The sequence below is a fragment of the Oceanimonas baumannii genome, from assembly GCF_002245495.1.
Lineage (GTDB): Bacteria > Pseudomonadota > Gammaproteobacteria > Enterobacterales > Aeromonadaceae > Oceanimonas > Oceanimonas baumannii.
In genome coordinates this window covers 72,318-97,568 of record NZ_NQJF01000002.1, presented here as the reverse complement: position 1 = coordinate 97,568, position 25,251 = coordinate 72,318, and the positions used below count along the sequence as shown (strand labels likewise).

General features: G+C 53.9%; 12 protein-coding genes. 6 read left to right on the top strand and 6 right to left on the bottom strand.

All coding sequences use genetic code 11. The features are described from left to right. Positions 1 to 128 precede the first annotated feature (128 nt). A complete protein-coding gene (locus B6S09_RS02430; protein WP_094276908.1) occupies positions 129 to 3,161 on the bottom strand; it encodes an efflux RND transporter permease subunit in 3,033 nt (1,010 codons plus the stop codon). A gap of 14 nt (positions 3,162 to 3,175) precedes the next feature. Then, positions 3,176 to 4,240: an efflux RND transporter periplasmic adaptor subunit gene (locus tag B6S09_RS02425; protein ID WP_417604526.1), complete on the bottom strand. Its 1,065-nt coding sequence runs from the start codon at positions 4,238 to 4,240 to the stop codon at positions 3,176 to 3,178. A 156-nt stretch (positions 4,241 to 4,396) separates the two neighbouring features. On the opposite strand from B6S09_RS02425, the gene B6S09_RS02420 reads away from it, so the two are divergent. Continuing rightward, positions 4,397 to 4,840, top strand: a complete 444-nt coding sequence (locus tag B6S09_RS02420) for a helix-turn-helix domain-containing protein (protein ID WP_094276907.1) — start codon at positions 4,397 to 4,399, stop codon at positions 4,838 to 4,840. A 6-nt stretch (positions 4,841 to 4,846) separates the two neighbouring features. On the opposite strand, the gene zapE is transcribed toward B6S09_RS02420, so the two are convergent. The 4 genes from zapE to B6S09_RS18415 all read right to left on the bottom strand — a co-directional run bounded on the left by zapE (position 4,847) and on the right by B6S09_RS18415 (position 19,107). After that, a complete protein-coding gene (zapE, locus tag B6S09_RS02415; RefSeq protein WP_094276906.1) occupies positions 4,847 to 5,962 on the bottom strand; it encodes a cell division protein ZapE in 1,116 nt (371 codons plus the stop codon). Positions 5,963 to 6,030: 68 nt separating this feature from the next. Then, positions 6,031 to 7,032, bottom strand: a complete 1,002-nt coding sequence (locus B6S09_RS02410) for a protein kinase domain-containing protein (protein WP_166670277.1) — start codon at positions 7,030 to 7,032, stop codon at positions 6,031 to 6,033. Positions 7,033 to 7,040: 8 nt separating this feature from the next. Beyond that, positions 7,041 to 11,846, bottom strand: a complete 4,806-nt coding sequence (locus tag B6S09_RS02405) for a CapA family protein (RefSeq protein ID WP_243832798.1) — start codon at positions 11,844 to 11,846, stop codon at positions 7,041 to 7,043. A 139-nt stretch (positions 11,847 to 11,985) separates the two neighbouring features. Then, positions 11,986 to 19,107, bottom strand: a complete 7,122-nt coding sequence (locus B6S09_RS18415; protein WP_169713353.1) for a hypothetical protein — start codon at positions 19,105 to 19,107, stop codon at positions 11,986 to 11,988. 235 nt (positions 19,108 to 19,342) lie between these two features. On the opposite strand from B6S09_RS18415, the gene B6S09_RS02395 reads away from it, so the two are divergent. From B6S09_RS02395 to B6S09_RS02375, 5 genes are all read left to right on the top strand, one after another. Then, entirely contained in the window at positions 19,343 to 20,749 is a 1,407-nt protein-coding gene (locus B6S09_RS02395; protein ID WP_094276903.1) for a TolC family outer membrane protein, read from the top strand. Between the two features lie 65 nt (positions 20,750 to 20,814). Then, positions 20,815 to 22,956 carry a type I secretion system permease/ATPase gene (locus B6S09_RS02390; protein WP_094276902.1) on the top strand — a complete coding sequence of 714 codons (2,142 nt, stop codon included), beginning with the start codon at positions 20,815 to 20,817 and terminating at the stop codon, positions 22,954 to 22,956. Next, a complete protein-coding gene (locus B6S09_RS02385; protein WP_094276901.1) occupies positions 22,953 to 24,272 on the top strand; it encodes an HlyD family type I secretion periplasmic adaptor subunit in 1,320 nt (439 codons plus the stop codon). Before B6S09_RS02390 ends, B6S09_RS02385 begins: the two co-directional genes overlap by 4 nt. Continuing rightward, a complete protein-coding gene (locus tag B6S09_RS02380) occupies positions 24,269 to 24,892 on the top strand; it encodes a response regulator transcription factor (RefSeq protein WP_094276900.1) in 624 nt (207 codons plus the stop codon). Before B6S09_RS02385 ends, B6S09_RS02380 begins: the two co-directional genes overlap by 4 nt. Continuing rightward, positions 24,892 to 25,245, top strand: a complete 354-nt coding sequence (locus B6S09_RS02375; RefSeq protein WP_243832861.1) for a tryptophan synthase subunit beta like protein — start codon at positions 24,892 to 24,894, stop codon at positions 25,243 to 25,245. The genes B6S09_RS02380 and B6S09_RS02375 overlap by 1 nt, the downstream gene beginning before the upstream one ends. Positions 25,246 to 25,251 lie beyond the last annotated feature (6 nt).

Sequence of the window (25,251 nt, the reverse complement as noted above, 5' to 3'; positions counted from 1 at the left end):
TCTATATGACTGAGCCACTCAGTCGGAAAACTAAAACGAGCTACTATATCAGTTCAGCGAGGTAGTGTCTGAGTAAAAACGCCTGCTCCAACGGAGCAGGCGTTTTATATATTTTTAATAAATTAATTTTATTTTATGCGAAAAATAACCAGATAAAGTAAAGGGACTACAACCAGAGTGAGTACTGTGGCAAAAGCCAGACCAAACATGATGGTGACCGCCATACTCTTGAAAAAGGGATCCATCACCAATGGTGCAACACCTAGAATAGTCGTCAGAGCCCCCAGAAACACCGGACGGGCCCGGCTTACGGCAGCGTCTACCACTGCGGAAAAACCAGGTTTACCTCCGGAAATTTCCATATCCGCCTGATCCACCAGTACAATGGCATTTTTCACCAGCATACCTATCAGGCTGAGCAGACCCAGTATGGCCATAAACTCAAACGGAACCTGAAACAACACTAATCCCAAGGTAACACCAATGATCGCCAGTGGAGCGGTCAGCCAAATAACCAAGGGCTGACGCAGGGCATTAAACATCACCACCACAGCGAGTATCATGGCGCCGAAGCCATAAGGTGCCGACAGAGTCAGGCCTTCGTTGGCTTCTTTTGAAGCTTTATCCTCTCCATGCCATTCCAACCGGTATCCAGGTGGCAGCGTTATCGCTTCTATCTCGGGGCGTAACCGTTCAAGCAAGGGTCCCGACAACTCACCGGGCTGCGGATCGGCCTGGGCCTTGATGGTGGGGAACCTGTCTACTCTGCGAATAATGGCATCTACCCACTCCAGCTGTACTGAAGTAACCAGCTGGCTTACCGGCACATACTGCTGAGCAGCCGGACTGTAAACCTGCACATTTTCCACCATATCGGCGCTCACACGCTCGGCTGCGGGTGCCCGGGAAATAATGGGGATTAGCTGGTCCCTTTCACGATACACACCAATATGCTCTCCGCTAAAGGCACGATTAATCGCCTGACTGATATCGGTCAGGGTCAGCCCGGCTCGACGGGCAGCAACTTCATCTACCACAGGACGCAGCACAGGTACCTTTTCACGCCAGTCGTCCTGAATAGCAATAGCGCCATCGTCCTGCGCCATAATGGCCTTGGCTTCTTCAGCCAACCGGCGCAGCACCGCCGGTTCTGGCCCCATAAAAGCGGCTTCTATTTTTTTGCCGCCTCCCCGCCCCAGCATAAACTTCCATACCTTTATATCAGCCAAGGGATGTCGCTCCGAAAGCTGCTGCTGTAGCCTCGCCACCATGTCAGCAATCTGCCTGGGCTCATCCACATCAACCAGTAACTGACCATAACTGGTGTTGGGATCTTCCGGCCCGTAGGTAAGCATAAAACGCAGCCCGCCCTGACCGATAAAGCTGGTCACATGGGTTACCCCATCTTGCTGCAGCACAAACTCCCCCATGCGCGTTAACTCGGCCTCTGTTTCCCGTATATCCGTTCCCTGAGGCAGATACATGTCTACTACAAATTGAGGCCGTGCCGACTCGGGCATAAAACCTGGTTGTACCCACTTAAAGCCAAAGATAGCACCAGCCAGCAATACCAAAAGCAGCCCGCCGGTAATGGCCCTGTAATGTAGTGCCATGCTCAGTAAACGGCGATAGCGCACGAGCAGGCTCGACTCAGGGGTGCTTTCAGCAGAGGGCGATACTTTCAACAACGCAACACAAAACAGCGGCGTGAGCGTGACAGCAAACAGCCAGCTCAACAGCATGGAATAGAGGATTACCCAGAATAATGACCCGGCATATTCCCCCATATCAGTAGGCGATAGACCAATCGCGCTGAATGCCAGAATTCCCACGGCGGTCCCGCCCAATAAAGGCCATTGGGTAGACTGCACCACAGCGGCAGCGGCTTGGCTGGCCCGTTCTCCCTTCTGCAAACGCACCAGAATACCGTCGGTAACCACAATGGCGTTATCTACCAGCATACCCAGAGCGATGATCAGTGCCCCCAGTGAAACTCGCTGCATGGCAATGCCATCGAGCCTCATGGCGATAAGCGTGCCAGCCACGGTCAGCAGCAAAACGGCACCCACAATGATCCCGCTACGCAACCCCATAAATAGCACCAGCACCAGAACAACAATGGCCACTGCGGCCACCAGGTTGGCTACAAAGCCATTTACTGCCTCGCGCACCGATTCGGACTGGTAAGACACTTCATGCAATGTCATGCCGATGGGCCGCTCACTTTCCAGCTGGGCCAGCCGGGCCCGTACCGCCTCCCCCATGTTCACCACGTTGCCACCCGCCACCTGGGAAATACCCAGGCCAATGGCTGGATTGCCGTCATATTTCATCAGCGCCCGGGGCGGTTCACTCTCAGACCTGGTAATGGTCGCCAGATCCTTTAAAAACACCACGCGATCACCATCCTGAGAGGTGATCGCCAGGTTCCCCAATGCCTCTACTGAATCCGCCTGGCCAGTGGGACTGAAATACACTCGTTGAGGACCGATTTTCAGATCGCCAGCGTCGGTTATTACGTTTTGCTGGCGCAAGGTCTGATAAATTCTGCTGAGCGGCACTCCCAACCGGGCTGCCTGAGCAGCAGAAATTTCCAGGTAAATGGCTTCTTGCGGGGCACCAAGAGTTGCAACCCTCGCTACTCCGGGCACCTGTAGCAGTTCCCGTTCCAGCTCGCGCAGATAATCTTTCACCTGCTGCAACGTAAAACCTTCTCCAGTCACCGCAAGAAACAGTGCATACACATCACCAAAGTCATCGTTGACTACAGAGGGGCCTGCTCCCGGAGGTAACTGACGCTGAGCATCACTTACCTTACGCCTTAATTTGTCCCACACCTGCTCCAGCTCCCGGGCACTGTGAGCAAAACGCATGTCGATCTCCACTTTAACCAGTGAGTCACCCATGCGCGACACCGAAGTGACTTCCTTCAGCTCCTGCAGTTGCTGCACAGCTTCTTCAATCACCTCGGTCACCTCTTCCGCGACCTGTTCCGGTAAAGCACCAGGATACGGTGTGGAGATCACCGCTTGACGAATGACAAACTCCGGATCTTCAAACCTGCCCAGGCTCTGATAACTGATGTAACCACCTACCAGTAGCAGCAGGCAAACCATCCAGGCAATAGTGCGCCTGGCAAGAGTATGTTCGGCAATATTCACGAAGAAGTCCTTGTTCAGGGAGTAGATTGCATCGGCCGTACCTTAAGGCCTTCCCGGAGCTGGCTGACACCAGCAGTCACAATACGCTCACCACGATCCAAACCACTGCTGACCTCCACGTTTTCGCCCTGAATAGCCCCAAGGTTGACCGGCTGACGTTCGACCCGGCTACTTTCGGGATTAACCTTCCACACACTCGTGCCACCATCAGGATCAGCCACTACCGCCCGAAGAGGAATAGTGATCAAACCGGCTGCAGCCTGCTCCATCGCATTGGGCACCACTTCCACCGACATGCCTGGCAGCATGGTAAAGTCGGTGCCGGCGTCCAGTGCCAGCACAGCTTCATAACTCTGGGTTTGCGGGTCGGCTTCAGCAGAAAATGCCTTCAGTCTTACCGGCAGCGGTTGCTCTGGTCGATCGGCAAACACTGCCAGGCCTTCCAGCTGTTTAGGGGCAGTACGCACTACACGCTCAGGCACACTAATCACAATCTCAAGATTTTCAGTATCCTGTAAACTTAACACTGGCTGTTTAGCCTGCACATTGCTGAAGTTTTCCACCTGCCGGCGAGTAATAACGCCATTGAACGGTGCTCGCAGGCGCGTGTCATCCATGTCTTTTTGGGCAGCCAAATAATTGGCCCTGGCCACCTCCATCGCGGTACGCTTTTGATCCACCTCGGCGCGGGCCACCGCCTGGCTTTGCTGCCAGATACGATTAACACGGTTATAGTCAGTACGGGCTTTATTATATTCTGCTTCGGCAGAATTGAGCCGGATTTGATAGTTTTCACCATCCAGCCTGGCCACCAGTGTGCCCTGTTCTACCCGCTGACCTTCCTGCACCGGCAGCTCTATAATGCGGCCGGGCACGTTGAAGGCCAGCTCGGCCCGTTGTACCGCTCGAACTCTACCCGGGAAACGCAGACTGCTGTCGCCACTGCCAGCATCAACTCGCATAATTTGTGCCGGCCGTACAACTTCTTCGGTACTGGTCGGCGGTGCGTTTTGATCACAAGCGGTCAGACTGGTCATCAGACCAGCAGCACTTAGCAGGCACAACATGGTACTTTTCAATCCCATATCCTTTCACTCTCATGCATTAAAATCTGTAATGTGGGAATACGATACCGAATGGTTTTATTCATGGTTTAGTGTTGACCAAACTTTTCTTGCTAACAATACCCGCAGCGCCCAAAATGGGTATTAGTTTCTCATGCCGACATAAAAACCATGACAATCAATGACGAGCACATCACCACTCACTTCGGACGTATATGGCCGGCTCATGTTAAGGCTCTGACCGAGCTATTGATCAAACTGAGACAACACTTTGACGGTGACCTCGATCTAATGCTGATACTGGCTATTATCGGTACCCGAAGTCAGCCATCACGTCAGACGAATACCATGACCTACGCCCAGTTTATATCTGGTGACCGTCCTCTTCCTGCCAGCCGGCCCATTAATATTCAGTCAGTAGCAGAATGCAGCGGTATTGCCAGAGAAACTGTTCGCAGAAAAGTAGCAAAGCTGGCAGACATGGGGCTGATAAAAAGAGAGCAGAGCGGCAACCTGATGATTACCGCTCTGGCTACCAACACCCTCACCTCATCTACCGAAGCCAGCCTGCAATACTTGGTTGAAATGCAAAAACATTACCAGGAAAAGGAATAGCCCGGATTACCCCCGCCCCTTAAACCGTGCCAGCTGCATTTCCTTCAGGCGGCTAAGAGTCCGGCGAAACGCGAATGCTAATGCACCATCTGTATAGAGCTCATCCATGGGTACCGCCGCTTCAATATATAGGGGGATGCCACGGTCATAGCACTCATCCACCAGCGCGATAAAGCGACGGCCGCCATCATCCTGGCGGGACAGTACTGGTAACATGCGGTCACCGGCAGCCACCTGAGTCGAACCATCCTCAGTACCTCTGGCAATGGGAACCTGCCTGCTACTGCAGCTAATACGGGGCACCTCGCTCAGCAATATATAATCAAACCTGTCGCACAGCACAATAAAGTCCTGCGCTGCCAGCGGCTGCTCACACAAGTCTGCATAACGGCACCAGAGCACCTGCTCACTGCATCCCAGCAGCGGAATGAGCCGGTTACCCAGCATAAATTGCGTGGTTTCTTTTCCCGCGCCGGCCAGTTGCCCAAAAACACCGGCAAGGGCCCCGGGATCGTTGATCCAGTAACGCTGGTGTTGCAGCCCCGGGTGCAGACGGTGATCCTCTCTGCCGTGTACCGCCACTACCCGCATGTGCCGGATCATGGATGCCACTGCCGGCAAAAACTGCTCCCGGTTGAAACCGCTCTCATACAAACCTTCGGGGTGCTGATTGGACGTAGCCACCAGCACCAGTCCCTGCTCAAACAGATGCTGCAGCAGCCGCCCCAGCAGCATGGCATCACCAATATCACTCACAAACAGCTCATCCAGGCACAATACCCGTATTTCGGAACTTAGCTCCTGTGCCAGTTGCTTCAATGGATCTTCGGTGCCGGTAAGCTGAAACAGGCGCCTGTGCAGCTGCTGCATAAAATGATGAAAATGCAGCCGCCGGGCAGACACTCCGGCGGATTGCAGGCTATAAAAAAATCGATCCATCAGCCAGGTTTTACCCCGGCCCACCGGCCCCCATAAGTACACACCCTGAACAACTGCCTCATTGGCCAGCAAACTCCGATAACAGCACTCAAGCCACTCAATGGCATGCCGCTGAGCATCGTCATCGGTAAACCCTGACTCCAGAGCAGCAAGATAAGCAGAATGGGGAGATAACACAGTCATGGCGGACTCGGGCTAAAAAGGAATAAGGCTATTAAGCCATAATGTTATAAAAATAACCAACCACTTAGTTATATATTTCTAACTTCATCAAAATAGGGGTGCTCCATGGCCTCTTTAGCCGTCAACCTTTCCTGATGATCCACCCTCATCACTTTTGATATAAGATCCAACGCCAGCTCAGATTTAAAACTGGAGCCTGAGCTTTCTAATACCATCTTGCTTTCCTCACTACCATTATAAATGGCTTCAAGGTTTTCTTTGCATGGCTCACTCAAAGAGTACTTTTCTATATAACTTAACAATTCATACTTACCAAAAAAACCTGAGATACTTCTGAGTAAATCAGGTTCTTCTTTCCCTTTGAAAAAAGGGAAAGAGTTACAAATAAGACCAGAAAACAAACACGCAAAAGACCACATATCCAGAGAATAATCATACTGCTTCATCCCCAGCAACAGCTCAGGTGCTTTGTAGTAGTGAGAGCCAACTCGCAGGTGATACTCTTTATATGGGTGATAAAAATCTGCCATTCCCCAGTCAATTATTTTTAATCGCATCCTTTTTCTATTGATTACAATGTTTGATGGTTTGATGTCTCTGTGTATCACCCCTTTTCCATGGGCTTCATTCAGTCCATTAAGTAGTTGATACATATAAAGCTTAACTTCTCTTTCATCAAGTGTTGTGTTTCTTGTTATCAAGTTATCATTTTTATAAAAGTGCATTACAATACACTTTTTATTGACATTATAATCTTTGACAACATCGAAAATGTGAGCAACATTCCTGCCACCTTTCAGCCGTCTGAGAACAGAAATCTCCCTCCGGATCTTATCGGCCCTGTCTTTTTCCAGTATTTTTATGGTGACATGCTCTTTGGTACTCTTATGAATACCTTTGTAAACGGTAGAAAAATTCCCCTTACCCAGCACCCTGCCAACAGAGTAATCATCCACATTCCCCCAGGTTACTTTTTTACTAGAATAATCCCAGAATTTTTTATTTTCTTCAGAATTAACATTCTGGTATGTCCTTGATATTGAATACCTTTCGTTTTTCTCTATATACATAGAACTCATCACCCTTTAAGTGAAACAGGTTGTGAAAGGTTCTTAAGCGCAGTAACCACTTCGCTAAGACGAGTACCATTAGAGGATTTCACCAATAGCAAATCCCCTTCTTGTAAATCCTGACGAAGGCTACTCATCACGGCTCCAGCTAGCTCAAACCAGCGGCATGGAATGCCCTGCTCGCGCAATTTTTCGGCGACAGCCTGCATGTGCTTTCCAACCAGATATACCTTTTCAGGGGAACACTTGACAATATCCGGTGACAATTCTAGATGATACTGCTGTGCTTGCTGCCCCAGCTCCAACATATCACCCAGAAGCAGCAGAGATCGCCCGCTGTGATTAAGGTCCGACACCTGCTGTAATGCTACCGACATGGAAAGCGGATTAGCATTATAGCTGTCATTCAGCACCGTCAATTGTTTGCCATCAACGCATAACTGTAATGCTTCCCCTCGCCCTTCAATCGGTTTTAAGGACGAACAACGTTCAGTAATCACCTGTAAAGGAAGCCCAAGGTGCCGTGCCAGAATAAGACATACCAGGCTATTCACTGCAAAGTGTCGACCACTCATCCCCAGGGTATATTTCAGTTTATCTCCCTGACAGTCAGCTTCTACCACACCTTGTTTGGCATCAAAGGCCTGCAACCGGTAATCAGCCTGTTCATGCTCACCATAAGTAAGCAAGGAAAGCCCTTCTGCCTTCGCTCTGGCTGCAATCTCATCATAATGATCCGTATCCCTGCACACTATAGCCAGCCCGCCTCGCCGCACTCCCCGAAACAAGTTTGACTTTCTTACTGCCACAGACGCTGTATCTTCTCCGTCACGTAAATGCGCCGGGCCAATATTAGTGATCACAGCGACATCCGGTGCAAGCAGCTTGATGTTCTGGTATTGCCTGGCGTTAATAGCCGACACGGCTACTTCTAATGCCACCAGCTGTGCCGACGGAGGTATACTCGCCATTACTGTAAAAATACCAACACGAGAATTGTAGTTATCGTAGGTAGTATGCACTTCCATCTGCTCTGATAATAACTGCTGGATCATCGACACTAATGTTGTCTTACCTGCACTACCAGTCACAGCTACCAACGGGCAAGATAGTCTTTGTCGAGCAGCAATACCCATCTCAATCAGTGCCTTAATGGGATCTTCTACAATCAGTACGGGCAACGTTTTTGGTAAATTAGCTACCGGACGACTCACAACCGCTCCGACGACACCAGCAGGCAAGGTACTCAGTACATCGTGACTGTCCCAGCGTCGACGGTAACAGTTGGCAATCGTAGAAAATTGTTCATGATGAGCTAAGTCAAGCGAAGTTGATGCCACATACAGAGTTGGAGACGGAAGCATGGCCGCATGGCTACGCGCCCGTATTACCGAGTTAACATGCCAGTCATCGGAAGGGGGAGTAATCCAACGCCCTCCGGTAACAGCCTGCAACTGGAGGGCATCCCAGCTATATTTTTGTTCTTTTTTCAAAGACAACCAAGAAAAATCACTTCGGTAGCTTTGTTGAATAAAGGGCCAGCGCATCTCCGGCTTTTCTGGCAATCCCAGACCGAAATATACCGGAAGCCTGATGCATACCTGCTCGGCTCCTGAGCCAGTAATAAGCCTCATCTGGAGATTCAGCTCAGTATTAATCCAGTCCTTTTTTAATGGTGGGCGAATGCCATAGAAATCCCGGTATATAACACCGGAACACCAGCGGCTGGTGGGCAGCAACCAGTCACAGAAATCATGATCCATCCCTCTTCCCCAAGATGGACTCTCTTTTTCCCAACTCGGTACCGCAGTGACTTCCAGACGCCAGTCTTCTTCCACCGGAGTATCTATGCGCCAGAAGCTTTCAACCCAAATCATCTGGCGTTCATCGATCCAACGAGGGCCACTTTTGAGCCCCAATAAGGTAAAAGGCCCCAAAGTAACAGGTTCAATTTTCGCATCATCAGGCACCTGCTCTACTGTCCAGGCTGGATCCAGTACTGCCCCCCAAAGATTAGGAGACGGCCTGAATACCTTAGTTGGCAGAAGTGCAACACACGTATTTTCTGACCCGCCTTTTACTTCTAAAACCGCAGTACCGTTGTTACTCAGTTCAAATTTGGTATTGAAGGGCTGACACCTTTTGTTGAAAAGGCTCAGTATGGTTTCAGCCTTCCCTTCCTTAGCCTGCCATGACTGGCCAAACCCTACTTCAACCGGCACAAAAACAATGCGAACAACCCCTTTTCTGCTCAATTCAAGCTGGAAAAGGCCTCCGTATTTGGGCGATGATCGCACAGCATCAAACAACAGATCTCCAGCATCGTAAATAATTGGCTTCTGTCGATACAGCTCAACCCCTTGCAAACGGTGTGCGGAAGCGCCCAAAACTGCATCCGCTCCAGCCTCAATCAGCGCGTGCCCAGCTTTTACCTGAGCCTGAGAAGGACTTGTCGCATGGTTATCACCCCAATGCACACACACCAGAACGATATCTGCAAGCTCCCTACACTTATCAATTTTCGGCTTCATCTGCTGCCATGATTTTATATCATTCAACGGCAGATAAGCTGTACCAGCAGTTGTTTCGGTAGCAGCAAAATGAGGCTGAGTAGAATCTACCGCTATCATCGCGATCCGTAGTGCTCCCACTCTCCGGATTAAAGGGCAAAATGCCGCTTCCCGGTTGATGCCCGACCCAATCTGCTCTATGCCGGCAGCAGCCAGCCAGCGCTGCTGATCAAGCAAACCGTCCGAACCGTAATCACCACTGTGATTGTTAGCTGTACTGACAACATCGACTCCTGCCAGGCCCAGTATTTCCAGCATCTCAGGACGAGCACGATAGTAGTAAGGACCTCCCTCACTCTTATCCGCACCCTGCTCCCCCCGAATTGTCACTACTGACTCCAGATTAACAATGCTCAGGTGGGACTCTTTAAGTGCCGGAATATCCAGTATTTTCGATGCTCCAAGCTCTGCGGTACGGTAATGCTGCCTCCGGCCCAGATTGACATCACCTCCCCAAGCAAGTAACACAGAGTCATCTTCCTGTTTAGCTGAAAGAGGGAAAAGTAACTTACATTCTTTTTGGCTTCTGAGTAACTCCCAGTAAGCTACATACCCAGACAGGTAATGCTCAACATCATCGATCCTTACCCTGAATGAGTGATGGCGTATAAAAAAGCTGCCCAGTATGGTGTCAGGTTTAGCAAAGTACATCGCAAACTCTGGCCAGAAGAAGCCGTTCATCAGGTAGTTAGCCCTGGCATGTAATGCGCTATAAAACTCTCCCTCATCAAATCCCTGCAACAAATGCTGCATTTCTGGCATCGTTTTTATCCGCGTCAGGGTATGGTGAAAAGCCATACTCAGTTCAAGCAGCGTCGGATAGGTAGTTCTTCTGCTCTTGATAAAATCGAGATAACCGGAAATATTATTAACGGCAAAGCGAAAATATTTTTCTTTTGGCCGGTAACGAGTCAGTTCATTAACACAATAAGACAACCAGTGATCATGTGCTTGCCAATGCTTATTATCAATAAAGTAATCAAAAGCACGTTCCACCAACGTCAGCCAGCGTTCATTTTTTGTTATACCATATAGTCTCATCAGCCCGAATGCTGCTTCACCGTCATAATAAATAATACGAAAGTGACCTTTAATAGAAAGATCTTCAGCATTCAGCACATGTACAAGTTTCCCGGTACCAGGATCTTGCATCAGTTCAATTCCTGTCGCCAGCGACTCCATTAGGGAGAGGTAGCGTTCATCGCCGGTCAACTCGGTATACTTAACCATGGCCAGCAAACAAACAGCATTCCCTCCTAACTTAATTTCATTGCCGGTATCTACCAGATAAGCCGCTTGCTGGGTACCGCTCAACGAATAAGTATGGATCAGCTCATTGGCAAGATACTCCAGGGCACGATCAATAGCACTTTTCAGCTCATTACATTGAGTAAGCTCCCATGCTTCAAGCATGGAGTAAGTCGTACTGGCATGGCGTAGCGTATTGTAATTGGAAATCTGACGGCCAAAACAGGGAAAATAACCATAAATAAACCTTCCCGATGGCATAACCTGGCGGGAAAGAAAAGACGCACCGCGATTAACCAGGCTGAACACCTTCTCTGCATTCAGTGGCCCAGGCTGACGCCGGCCGCCATTACGTCCGGGGCCTGCCAGAGGGATCCCCTTATTACTTGATCCCGGCAGGTCATTAATACTTGAATCCCGAGAGTAGAAGCGTCCATTGGTAGAAAAAACATATAAAATAGCATCGCTATTTATATTAAAAGAAAGAGGCTCACTAAAACGTTTTCTGGCATACGCTACAAGATTTTTATTATTCAGACAAGCATGAGCGATTTTACTACCACCGTAGAGAATCGCGTTGGCATTCAGCTCCTGCTCAAGAAGTGCCTGCTCAAAGTTATGTGAAAAAGAAATACCATAACGAAAATAATTTCTCTTCGTCCGGCTCAATAACTCATCCAACTGAGCTTGCCGCATCGGGCGAACATTGGTTACCCAGTCGACCCGTAGCCACTTTATCGAGAGTTCATCATTGTTCGCTGCTTGATGGCACTTATCAACACCTTTGCTCCAGGCTTCTTCAAAGGAAGAACCTGCCACAGAGATCACGCACGCTTTATCTCTGACATTACTTAAAGAGAAAAAAAGTATCACTTCCGGAAGAGCAGGACTTTCCCTATCATCTTTAGCCCCGAAGTTTTCAATTTTTATAACTGCACTTCCATTAAATAAATGAACAAGCTCGTCATAGGCCTGTTTAAGTAATGCATCCGGCACTTTCAAACCTCTCAGTGTCTGAGTTTCACTACATTGGAGCTAAACCAAGAAATCTACCTTAACACTACAAACAAAATCAGGCCCTCTGTAAAGAGGGCCTTCTGTTACGCTTGCATACTAGCGATAAGATGAAACTTTATTACTGATCAAGCCCGCCAGGATTATTGGAGAGATCGAAAGGATCTTCCATCTGCTGCCCGCCAGCAACATCATTAAACCCATCTTCCGAAGAAGAGCCTGCATAACCTGAATCACCCGATGACTTATTCCCTTCATCAGCAGGACCACCCAGGCCGAGATCCTCTTCATCTCCGAACAAGACGCTATCCATATCAAGCGCTTTACCTTGCTGATCTCCGGCTTGTTCAGGACCTGATTGCTTATCTTCCTCACCGGCTACAGGCATAGGAACCAGTTCATCCTCTCCATCAGAGAAAAGGCTCAGTGCCTTGGCTTTACCGCCTCCCTTGCCACTGTTATCCCAGTCTGAGTTATCGCTGTTCTCAGCATTGTTGTTATCACCGGAGTTGCCTGGTGCATCCTGATCACCATTGCCATGGCCATTGTTACCCTTCGGCCCCTTGCCGTTGCCATTACCCCTGCCGCTGTTGCCCTGGCCGGAGTTATCGCTGTTCTCGGCATTGTTGTTGTCACCGGAGTTGCCGGGTGCATCTTGGTCACCATTGCCGTGGCCATTGTTACCCTTCGGCCCCTTGCCGTTGCCATTACCCCTGCCGCTGTTGCCCTGGCCGGAGTTATCGCTGTTCTCGGCATTGTTGTTGTCACCGGAGTTGCCGGGTGCATCCTGGTCACCATTGCCGTGGCCATTGTTACCCTTCGCCCCCTTGCCGTTGCCAGTAAGTTCAGGCAGCTTGGCCGGCGCTTCATGGGTATCCCCAGCACCGCCATCGCTTCCGGAACCTTCATCGTCTCCACTGCCGTCGGCCGGCTCGGGAGCAGGGGCCTGATCCGTGTCGTCATCCCCCTCGTCCCCTTGACCCGCACCGCTTCCCGGCGCCTCCGCGTCGTCGGACGCCTGTTCCGAACCGACCGGTTGCCCATCCTGGCTTACCAGCACGCTTTCCGCACTCCGGCCATCCTCGCCGCGAACGACTTCCGCCGTGATGCTCCAGTCATCCTGACCGGCGGGAGGAGCCACCTTGACCTGGATGCCCTCCATCTCAGCGTCAGTCAGCCCCTTCAGCACGAGATTGCCCTGGTCATCGACGTCGAACGCGATCGGCTGGCCATTCTTGTCGACGAGGGAGACGATATCGCTATCGGAAACGCCATCCAGTTTCAGCGTGATGTCGCCCATGGCATCTTCCACGTCGGTATTGAGCGCGGCGTCGACCCGGAGGTCGTACTCTGCGCGAGGCTCGATGATTGCGCCATCGTGCCAGACCGAACCGTCTTCGAATATGAAACCCTTGATGAGATCGACGACCAGCCCGTTCTCGGTGGAAGAACTGGGATTTGTTTCATCGATGATCGTTCCACGGACATACTTCAATCCGCCCCAGGCAGGATCCAGCGCTTGGCTCTGCAGCCCCGAGAAATCATAGTCCTCCGGCGATCCGCTCAACAGGATATAGCTTCCGTCCGGGTGATGGCCCGTGATGGACCCTTTCTCTTGATAGGTCGGCTGTCTCAAATCCAGCAATTCCTTGCTGGCAAAGCTCTGGTACGCCCCGGTATGGTCGTTCAGGTCTTTGAGCGTGTATCCCTCCGGCTCAAGCGTGCCATCGGCGATCACAAGCTCGGAGCCATCCGGTTCCGGCAGAGGAACGACGACGTTCTTCGAAACGAGCTGAATATCGATCGACGGATCGGGAATGTCGATAGACGGATCGGGAATGTCGGTGCCGGCGTCGCCATCTGCATCGGATTCGCCGTCAGAGCCCTTATCGGACTCGCCATCAGATTCACCGTCTGAACCCTTACCAGACTCGCCGTCGGAGCCCTTGTCGGATTCGCCGTCAGAGCCCTTACCGGATTCACCGTCGGAGCCCTTGTCGGATTCTCCGTCAGAGCCCTTATCGGACTCACCATCAGATTCACCGCCTGAACCCTTACCGGACTCGCCGTCAGAGCCCTTGTCGGACTCGCCATCGGATTCACCGTCGGAGCCCTTGTCGGATTCTCCGTCAGAGCCCTTATCGGACTCACCATCAGATTCACCGCCTGAACCCTTACCGGATTCGCCGTCGGAGCCCTTGTCAGACTCGCCATCGGATTCGCCGTCGGAGCCCTTATCGGACTCACCATCAGATTCACCGCCGGAGCCCTTACCGGACTCGCCATCAGATTCACCGTCTGAACCCTTACCGGACTCGCCGTCGGAGCCCTTGTCAGACTCGCCATCGGATTCACCGTCGGAGCCCTTGTCAGACTCGCCATCGGATTCGCCGTCGGAGCCCTTATCGGACTCACCATCAGATTCACCGTCTGAACCCTTACCGGACTCGCCGTCGGAGCCCTTGTCAGACTCGCCATCGGATTCTCCGTCAGAGCCCTTATCGGACTCGTCATCAGACTCACCGTCGGAGCCCTTGTCAGACTCGCCGTCGGAGCCCTTGTCGGACTCGTCATCAGACTCACCGTCAGAGCCCTTGTCGGATTCTCCGTCAGAGCCCTTATCGGACTCGCCATCGGACTCGCCATCAGATTCACCGTCGGAGCCCTTGTCAGACTCGCCCTCGGATTCGCCGTCAGAGCCCTTGTCGGACTCACCGTCAGACTCGCCCTCGGATTCACCGTCAGAGTCGGCATCCGCATCGGCGTCAGCATCCGCATCGGCATCTGCATCTGCATCTGCATCCGCGTCGGCATCCGCGTCGGCGTCAGCATCTGCATCCGCATCGGCGTCCGCATCCGCATCGGCGTCAGCATCCGCATCCGCGTCGGCGTCTGCATCCGCGTCGGCGTCAGCGTCAGCATCGGCATCAGCGTCGGCATCGGCATCCGCATCGGCGTCAGCATCGGCATCTGCATCCGCATCAGCGTCGGCATCGGCATCGGCGTCCGCGTCTGCATCCGCATCGGCATCGGCGTCTGCATCGGCGTCAGCATCGGCGTCAGCATCCGCATCGGCGTCAGCATCCGCATCGGCATCGGCGTCAGCATCGGCATCCGCATCGGCGTCAGCATCCGCATCGGCGTCAGCGTCAGCATCGGCGTCAGCATCGGCGTCAGCGTCAGCATCGGCGTCAGCATCGGCGTCGGCATCCGCATCGGCGTCCGCATCCGCATCAGCGTCGGCATCTGCATCCGCATCGGAGTCAGCATCGGCATCGGCATCCGAATCAGCATCGGCATCCGCATCGGCGTCGGCATCCGCATCGGCGTCAGCATCCGCATCAGCGTCGGCATCTGCATCCGCATCAGCGTCTGCATCCGCATCCGCATCCGCATCCGCGTCGGCATCTGCATCAGCGTCCGCATCCGCATCCGCATCGGCGTCAGCATCGGCATCCGCATCCGCGTCGGCATCTGCATCAGCGTCCGCATCCGCATCGGCGTCAGCATCGGCATCCGCATCCGCGTCGGCATCGGCGTCAGCATCGGCGTCAGCATCCGCATCCGCATCGGCGTCAGCATCTGCATCCGCATCCGCGTCGGCATCCGCATCCGCGTCGGCATCCGCATCGGCATCGGCGTCAGCATCAGCATCGGCATCGGCATCCGCATCAGCGTCCGCATCTGCATCCGCATCGGCATCTGCATCGGCGTCCGCATCGGCATCTGCATCAGCATCTGCATCCGCATCGGCGTCAGCATCGGCATCCGCATCGGCGTCGGCGTCAGCGTCGGCATCCGCATCGGCGTCCGCATCCGCATCCGCATCAGCGTCCGCATCGGCGTCAGCATCGGCATCCGCGTCGGCGTCTGCATCCGCATCCGCATCGGCGTCAGCATCGGCATCCGCATCAGCGTCCGCATCCGCATCGGCGTCCGCATCGGCATCAGCATCCGCATCGGCATCAGCGTCTGCATCCGCATCGGCGTCAGCATCTGCATCAGCATCCGCGTCGGCATCTGCATCGGCGTCAGCATCCGCATCGGCGTCAGCATCCGCATCAGCATCTGCATCTGCATCCGCATCCGCATCGGCATCTGCATCAGCGTCGGCATCGGCATCAGCATCCGCATCGGCATCCGCGTCGGCATCGGCATCCGCGTCCGCATCAGCGTCTGCATCCGCATCGGCGTCGGCGTCCGCATCGGCGTCAGCATCCGCATCGGCGTCAGCATCTGCATCCGCATCTGCATCTGCATCTGCATCTGCATCTGCATCGGCGTCAGCATCGGCATCCGCATCGGCGTCAGCATCTGCATCCGCGTCTGCATCAGCGTCCGCATCGGCGTCCGCATCCGCATCGGCATCGGCGTCAGCATCCGCGTCCGCATCGGCATCAGCATCGGCATCGGCGTCGGCGTCCGCATCCGCATCGGCGTCAGCATCGGCATCCGCATCAGCGTCCGCATCCGCATCAGCGTCGGCATCTGCATCCGCATCCGCGTCAGCATCGGCATCCGAATCAGCATCTGCATCCGCATCGGCGTCCGCATCGGCATCCGCGTCGGCATCGGCATCCGCATCGGCGTCCGCATCTGCATCCGCATCCGCATCGGCGTCCGCATCTGCATCCGCGTCGGCATCGGCATCAGCGTCTGCATCGGCATCCGCATCGGCGTCTGCATCCGCGTCGGCATCTGCATCAGCATCGGCGTCCGCATCCGCATCGGCGTCAGCATCGGCATCGGCATCGGCGTCAGCATCGGCATCCGCATCGGCGTCAGCATCCGCATCGGCGTCAGCATCCGCATCGGCGTCCGCATCCGCATCGGCGTCGGCGTCGGCATCCGCATCGGCGTCCGCATCCGCATCCGCATCAGCGTCGGCATCTGCATCCGCATCGGCGTCAGCATCGGCGTCAGCATCGGCGTCAGCATCCGCATCGGCGTCAGCATCTGCATCCGCATCGGCATCAGCGTCTGCATCCGCATCCGCGTCGGCATCTGCATCAGCGTCGGCATCTGCATCGGCGTCAGCATCCGCATCCGCGTCGGCATCTGCATCCGCATCGGCGTCTGCATCGGCATCGGCATCGGCGTCAGCATCCGCATCCGCATCCGCATCGGCGTCAGCATCTGCATCCGCATCCGCGTCGGCATCCGCATCGGCGTCCGCATCCGCATCGGCGTCGGCATCCGCATCGGCGTCCGCATCCGCATCCGCATCCGCGTCGGCATCTGCATCCGCATCAGCGTCCGCATCGGCGTCAGCATCGGCGTCAGCATCGGCATCCGCATCCGCATCGGCGTCAGCATCTGCATCCGCATCGGCGTCAGCATCGGCGTCAGCATCGGCGTCAGCATCGGCATCGGCATCGGCGTCAGCATCGGCGTCGGCGTCGGCGTCAGCATCGGCATCCGCATCGGCGTCAGCATCCGCATCGGCGTCTGCATCCGCATCGGCGTCAGCATCGGCGTCAGCGTCAGCATCGGCGTCGGCGTCAGCATCGGCATCCGCATCGGCGTCCGCATCCGCATCAGCGTCGGCATCTGCATCCGCATCGGAGTCAGCATCGGCATCGGCATCCGAATCAGCATCGGCATCCGCGTCAGCATCCGCATCCGCATCGGCGTCGGCGTCAGCATCGGCATCTGCATCGGCGTCCGCATCGGCGTCGGCGTCAGCATCCGCATCCGCGTCGGCATCGGCATCGGCGTCAGCATCCGCATCGGCGTCAGCATCGGCGTCAGCATCCGCATCGGCGTCAGCATCCGCATCGGCATCGGCGTCAGCATCGGCATCCGCATCGGCGTCAGCATCCGCATCGGCGTCAGCGTCAGCATCGGCGTCGGCATCTGCATCAGCGTCCGCATCCGCATCGGCGTCAGCATCGGCATCCGCATCAGCGTCGGCATCGGCGTCAGCATCGGCATCCGCATCAGCGTCGGCATCTGCATCCGCATCGGCGTCTGCATCGGCATCCGCGTCAGCATCCGCATCCGCATCCGCATCGGCGTCGGCATCCGCATCGGCGTCAGCGTCTGCATCGGCGTCTGCATCGGCGTCTGCATCGGCATCAGCATCAGCATCGGCATCGGCATCCGCATCTGCATCGGCGTCAGCGTCTGCATCTGCATCTGCATCCGCGTCGGCATCCGCATCGGCGTCAGCATCGGCATCCGCATCGGCGTCAGCATCGGCGTCGGCATCGGCATCGGCATCGGCGTCGGCATCGGCATCGGCGTCGGCATCGGCGTCCGCGTCAGAGTCCGCGTCGGCATCCGCATCAGCATCCGCGTCCGCATCGGCATCCGCATCGGCGTCAGCATCCGCGTCAGCATCCGCATCAGCATCGGCGTCCGCATCCGCATCGGCGTCAGCATCGGCATCAGCGTCGGCGTCGGCGTCAGCATCAGCATCGGCGTCCGCATCGGCATCGGCATCTGCATCGGCGTCCGCGTCGGCATCGGCATCAGCGTCTGCATCGGCGTCAGCATCAGCGTCTGCATCAGCATCCGCATCGGCATCGGCGTCTGCATCCGCATCTGCATCAGCATCGGCGTCCGCATCCGCATCGGCGTCAGCATCGGCATCCGCATCAGCGTCCGCATCCGCATCAGCGTCCGCATCCGCATCAGCGTCAGCATCGGCATCAGCGTCTGCATCCGCATCGGCATCGGCATCGGCATCAGCATCCGCATCCGCATCGGCGTCAGCGTCCGCATCAGAGTCGGCGTCAGCATCAGAGTCAGCATCGACTTCCGTCTCGTCTGTACCTGCTCCGGCTTCCAGTTCAAACGGTTCTACCGGCTCGATACCAAACTCAAACGACTGAGGATCAACTTCTTCGGCCACCCTGGTTAACAATACAAAAGAGCCGCCGCCGCCAGTGGGCGCTCCAGCCAAACCGGCTGCAGGGGCTTCAAGCTCTTCCAGAAGATCGTCACCGTTTTCCAGTGCTGCTAATACCGCTTCTACACTGGGGTCAAGCAAGGCACTTTCTTGCGTAGCTGGTTCAGCAGATACCTGCATATTCGGAGTCAGTTGCAGTGTCTGGTTTTCACCAAAAGACATCGGTACACTGTCTCCGAAATCAAGCGAAACCCGGCCATTCTCTCCGGTTATCAGTTCCTCACCGACAAATAAAGTATCGCCGACGGACAGCTGACGAACGGCACCGTCAGGCGCTTTAACGGCTACCTGACCAGAAACCTCGGTGATCACTGCAATGGCTACGCTCATACCTTGCCAACCTTCTGAATATTGTGATAATCGCTACATAATAATACAGTGATGTCATAAAAATATTGTCCGGAGGTACAGTATGTCTTTTCATACAAAGTATTAGTATGTAATGATTAAATCAGCCTCAAATGAAGAAAAACATTCAACCAATCCGGTTAACATTCTGTAATGAAAATGAATATGTTCATGTTATTTCCTTACAGTACCGCTTCAATGGACTAAGCCACCGACCATGCAATTATCAAAGCCACGTTCAATCTTGCTCGCCAGCCTGTGTGTCCTGACTTCTGCCGTTAACGCCCAGGGGACAGCCAATAACGCGGCTGGTGTTGTAGAAAAAGCCATTTCAACCAATCCTGAAGTTCAGGCAAGCTGGCGCACTTTTAATGCGGCCGCGTATGATATTGATTTTGCCAAAGGCGGGTATCTCCCGACTGTCGATGTAACCGCCGGCTATGGTAAAGAGTGGCGTAATTACACAAATCCCAAAGATTTTACGGGCAGTGCAGCCGAAATTTCTCTGGTTCAGATGGTTTATGACGGATTTAAAACGTCAAACGATGTAACACGTTTTGAGAATGCCCAGCTGGTTCGCTATTTTGAACTGAGAAGTGTTCTGGACGATACCGCCCTGTCGACCCTGAGAGCTTATCAGGATGTCATGCGCTATCGCGAACTGGTTCGCTTGGCTGAAGAAAACCTGGCCAATCATGTTGACGTATATAAACAGATAGAAATCAGTGCCCGTGCAGGAGTAGCACGCAGAGCGGATCTGGAACAGGTAAGCGGACGTGTTTCTCTTGCCGAATCCAATGTATTAACAGAAATGAGCAACCTTCATGATGTCACCGCCCGTTATCTGCGCATCGTCGGTGAATTGCCGCCAGCAGATCTGACAGCTCTGGAGCTCAATAACAGTGAACTTCCGCTTACCCTGCAAGATGCCATGCGACTGGCCTATCAGGGTAACCCTGATTTTCATGCAGCCCTGCGCAATATCAATGCCCAGGAAGCCGCAGTTGAAAGTCAAAAAGCAGCTTTCCACCCTGAGCTTAACCTGAATGCAAGATACGGCACCCAGGATTATGTAGATAGTCAGGTAGATGAACGCCGTAATGAAGGTCGCATAGGCCTTGATATCCGTTACAACCTTTACCGCGGTGGACGCGATCAAGCCAGTGTCAACAAAGCCTATGAAGAAGCGGACAGAGCCAGAGATCAGCGTAATAAAGCCTGCGTAGACATGCGACAGACTCTGCAAATTGCATACAATGATGTTCAGAAACTCGATCAACAGCTCCCGATCCTCAATCAGCACAGGTTGTCTTCCGATCGTGTCCGGGCGGCGTATCAGGGTCAGTTTAACATCAGCGAACGGACCCTCCTGGATGTACTGGATGCTCAAAATGAATATTTCCAGGCCAGTCGGGCCTATACCAATGCAGCCTATGACAGGGGCACCGCCATCGCCAGAACACTGACGGCCATGGGGCAACTGTTGCCGGCACTGAATGTGGTCAAAGAAGATTTGCCTTCTCTAAGCGACCTTGGTGCAGAGCCCATCACCGTGGATGTGGACTCTGCCTGCCCGGCTGAAGAAATCGGCTCTCTCGCAAAACGGCCCGTCTTTCTGAGATAATATTCTGGCTGACCGCTTATCACAGCCCCGGTGGCAACGCTGCCGGGGAATAAACGGAAATATAGATGCCACAAGCAATACACCAAACACAACCAGGCGGCCCCTTGCTGGGTTGCCTGCTTATTTTATGCCGCTTGCATGAGCGAAAACTCACCAGCGATGCCGCCCTGGCAGGATTACCGCTGGTTGATGGAATACTGACACCATCGGTTTTTCACCGTGCCGCCCGGCGAGCAGGTCTTACCAGCCGGGTATCAGATCATCAACTGTCCGACATCAATGCATCGCTACTTCCTGCCGTACTGTTACTGAACAATAACAGTGCCTGTGTGGTCACCAGCCTTAATCAGGAACAGAATACCGCCCGGGTCATCTGGCCTGACCTGGCCGATGCTGAAGTCACTGTTTCTCTCGATACCATCACGCAGCAATACTCTGGCAGCCTTATCTATGCTCAGCCGGAGTTTCATTTTGATGAACGAGCCTCCGGCGGCAGTTTTCGTGCCCGGGGGCACTGGTTCTGGAGCGTAATAAAGCAAAACCGGGCGCTGTATCGTGACATTATTTTTGCTGCTGTCATGATAAATCTGCTGGCAGTCACCATGCCGCTGTTTGTGATGAACGTCTATGATCGTGTTGTTCCTAATCATGCCACACACACCTTATGGGTACTGGCTGCGGGCGTGTTCGTCGTCTTGTGTGCCGACCTGGGCTTGCGCCTTATGCGCGGCTGGTTTGTGGATATGGGAGCAAACCGGGCCGACATCAGGTTGTCAGCAGCTATCATGGAACAAATTCTCAGCATGAGACTGTCTGAGCGGCCCGCCTCAGCAGGCTCCTTCGCCAGTAACGTGCAGTCTTTTGAATCCATCCGCAGTTTTATTGGCTCAGTCACGCTGGTCGCCCTGGTCGATCTGCCTTTTATTTTTCTATTCTGCGCTATTATTGCGCTGATCAACTGGCTACTGGTTATTCCTATTATTATCGGTGCGCTGGCCGTGCTGATTTATGCCGTTATTGCCCAGCGCCGCATGCAGCGTCTTTCTGAAAAAATGATGCAGGCAAGCGCGATGCGTAACGCTACCCTGGTCGAATGCCTCAGTAACCTGGAAACCATCAAGGTCACCGGTGCCGCCAGTAAAATGCAGGGTACCTGGGAAAGTACCGTTTTATTTCTTTCCAAGCTTACAGCACGTATGCGTCTGCTGGCTTCGTCCGTCAGTAACGGAGCTATCTGGACACAGCACGTAGTGGCCGTCAGCCTGATTATTCTCGGGGTTTATCTGATCCGGGAAGGTCAACTCACCCAAGGCGGACTGATCGCGGCCTACCTGTTATCTTCCAGAGCCATGGGCCCGGTGGGCCACGCCGCTTCCTTGCTGTCTCAGTATCACCATGCGGTCGCCGCCATGAATACATTAAACCGGATTATGGCAAGCCCGACCGAGCGTCCCGAAGGGCGTCACCGGCTCAACCGTCCGATTCTGAGGGGAGAGATTGAATTTCGCCAGGTCAGCTTTAGCTACCCGAATGCGGAAAAGCAGGCGCTGAACGACATCAGTTTTAAAATTAATGCGGGTGAGCACGTTGCCATCCTGGGGCGTAACGGCTCAGGGAAAAGTACCGTTGAACGCCTGATATTAGGTCTTTATGAGCCCGACGCCGGCACCATACTGATTGACGGTGTCGATATTCGTCAGCTGGATCCGGCCGAACTGCGCCGGGGCATGGGCTATGTTCCCCAGGATGTCTCGCTGTTTTACGGTACCCTGCGCGACAACCTGGTTATGGGTATCTCTCAGGTTGATGATGCCCGCATTGTGCATGCAACCAATCAAAGCGGCCTGGCCGACTTTGTTGATACTCACCCGTCAGGCTTTGATATGCAGGTAGGTGAACGTGGAGAGCTGTTGTCCGGCGGACAGCGTCAGTCGGTTGCCATTGCCAGAGCCCTTATCAAGGAATCTCCCATTCTGTTACTTGATGAACCCACCGGCTCGCTGGATCAACGCAACGAACAGCAAATAAAGCACAGCCTTCAGCACAGCTCTCATGGCAGAACATTGGTGCTGGTCACTCATCGCAGCGCACTACTGTCTCTGGTTGATCGTATTATCGTGGTAGATAATGGCCAGCTGGTTGCCAATGGCCCCAAAGAAGAAGTATTGGAAGCGCTCAGACAAGGCAAAATAGGGAGTGCAGCATGACCCCCGACAGAGAGCCTCATGTCAGTAAAAACTGGGCACTGGACGCCCAGTGGGCCCGCCTTCAGCAGGAACCGGTTCGTACGCGGGCTCTGCTGTACTCCATGGGAGCGATATTGGTTGCTTTGATCATCTGGTCTGCGTTTGCTTCCCTTGATGAAGTCACTCGTGGTGAGGGCCGTGTTATTCCGTCCCGACAGTTGCAGGTAGTGCAGTCACTGGATGGGGGCATCGTCCAGGAAATTCTGGTGAAAGAAGGCCAGACCGTTGAAGCAGGTGAAGTACTCTTACGCATTGACCCTACCCGCTCAATATCCAACCTGCGCGAAAGCCAGGTACAGTATCTTTCAGCCAGTGCTGAGGTAACACGTTTACAGGCCCTGATCGATCAGACCGAACCGGAGTTTGCCGAGGAGTTGCATCAGCAGGCGCCCGATCTGATCAGTCGGGAGCTGCGTCTGTACCGTGCCAGCCAGGAAGAGCTGCAAGAGCAGATTGCCATTTATAATCATCAGCTCAGCCAGCGCCAGCAGGATCTGGTTGAAGCGCAAGCCGAGCTGAAGCAACACACCCACTCGCTGGCACTTAGTCAGCAAGAACTAAAAGTAACCCGCCCTTTACTCGAATTGGGTGCGGTTTCCGATGTCGATATTCTGCGTATACAACGGGAAATCAGCCGCTCTCGTGGGGAAGCCGAACGGGCTCGTGCATCCATCAGCCGTAGTAAGGCTGCCATTGAAGAAGCCCAGAACAAACTCAGAGAAGTAGAACTCAACGTGACCAATCAGTGGCGTCGCGACTACCTGGCCGCCAAGGCCAGACTCGATGCCCTCGGTGAGGCCGAGTCTGCGCTGGAAGACCGGGTGCAGCAAACCGAAATACGGGCACCGGTACGAGGCACAGTACAGCGTCTGTTTGCTAATACCGTTGGCGGAGTTGTATCTCCGGGACGGGAAGTACTGGAACTGATCCCGCTGGATGATGAACTGATCATTGAAGCCAAAATTCAGCCGAAGGACATCGCCTTCATTCGTCCCGGGCAAAGTGCCATGATCAAATTCACTGCTTATGACTTCGCGATTTACGGAGGGCTGGACGCCGAGGTCAGACACATCAGTGCCGATACCATTAAAGACGACAAGGGTGACAGCCACTACCTGGTACGCCTGGCCACCCAACGTGCCGGCCTTGCCAGCGATCTGGCCATTATCCCGGGCATGATCACCGAGGTCGATATTCTGACCGGAAAAAAAACCGTACTGGAATACCTGCTTAAACCTGTACTTCGAGCCACTTCAAAAGCGATGACAGAACGATGAAACATGCAGTGTTTATAACCGAAAAAGGGTTTTACAGCCCGCGCTGGTGCCAGGCCTTTCCCGACGCCACGATTGTAGATATTGATCTGCTCGCAGAGCCTTTTGTACAACCCGGGCTGTTCTGGATTCTGACCGGTATCCCCGACTGGGAAGCACAAGTTAAGCACCTGACAGCACAAGGACATACAGTGGTAGCCCTGACTCGCCAGCCACAGATGGACGAGCTGAGGCTGGCGCTCACCGCCGGAGCAAGGGGCTACCTGGAAGCCTTATCGAGTCATCACATTCTTTCCCAGGCGGCGCAGACCATCAGCGCCGGCGGCATGTGGCTGCCGGCTGAACTTGTCACCCACATGATTGGCCTCCTGTCTCCCATCATGGAAAAAAACGCTTCTGTTAATAAGGAGACATCAACCGCTAGCGGAGTTCTTGACCGTCTCACCGGCCGGGAGCGCGAGGTCGTTCATGAAGTGCTGAAAGGCGGCAGTAACAAACGTATTGCTCTGGAACTCAATATTACCGAACGAACCGTTAAAGCTCACCTGAGCTCGGTATTTGAAAAACTGGGTGCCCGGGATCGCATGCACCTGATGTTGCTGGCACGTGAACAGGAGCTGTGATGATGTTTGTAAAGCGAGATACCACCGGCAGCATATGTGCTGCGAGCCTTGAAAAAACACCGGATATCAATGAACCCATTTCCGGCAGCTCGCCAGAACTGGCCAAGTTTATCGGAGTGGAACAGCAACATCCGCTGCCGGAGCTCGATCCACTCCGTGAATCAGATCTGGCCATGTCGCGGGTACTGGAAGATCTGATCGATCTGCTTATCGATAAAAAACTGATCCAGTTCACCGAGCTGCCGGCCATGGCTCAGCAAAAACTGCTGGCCCGCCAGAGCCTGAGAACCCAATGCAGGCTGGACCTGCTCGGCGACAATGATGCAGACGACGAGCAAATCCCCATGATCTGAAAAACA

Bases quoted from the DNA above. Each gene is read 5' to 3' on its own strand.
- B6S09_RS02420 (WP_094276907.1), top strand. From the start codon at position 4,397: ATGACAATCAATGACGAGCACATCACCACTCACTTCGGACGTATATGG.
- zapE (WP_094276906.1), bottom strand. From the start codon at position 5,962: ATGACTGTGTTATCTCCCCATTCTGCTTATCTTGCTGCTCTGGAGTCA.
- B6S09_RS02410 (WP_166670277.1), bottom strand. From the start codon at position 7,032: ATGTATATAGAGAAAAACGAAAGGTATTCAATATCAAGGACATACCAG.
- B6S09_RS18415 (WP_169713353.1), bottom strand. From the start codon at position 19,107: ATGAGCGTAGCCATTGCAGTGATCACCGAGGTTTCTGGTCAGGTAGCC.
- B6S09_RS02395 (WP_094276903.1), top strand. From the start codon at position 19,343: ATGCAATTATCAAAGCCACGTTCAATCTTGCTCGCCAGCCTGTGTGTC.
- B6S09_RS02390 (WP_094276902.1), top strand. From the start codon at position 20,815: ATGCCACAAGCAATACACCAAACACAACCAGGCGGCCCCTTGCTGGGT.
- B6S09_RS02385 (WP_094276901.1), top strand. From the start codon at position 22,953: ATGACCCCCGACAGAGAGCCTCATGTCAGTAAAAACTGGGCACTGGAC.
- B6S09_RS02380 (WP_094276900.1), top strand. From the start codon at position 24,269: ATGAAACATGCAGTGTTTATAACCGAAAAAGGGTTTTACAGCCCGCGC.
- B6S09_RS02375 (WP_243832861.1), top strand. From the start codon at position 24,892: ATGATGTTTGTAAAGCGAGATACCACCGGCAGCATATGTGCTGCGAGC.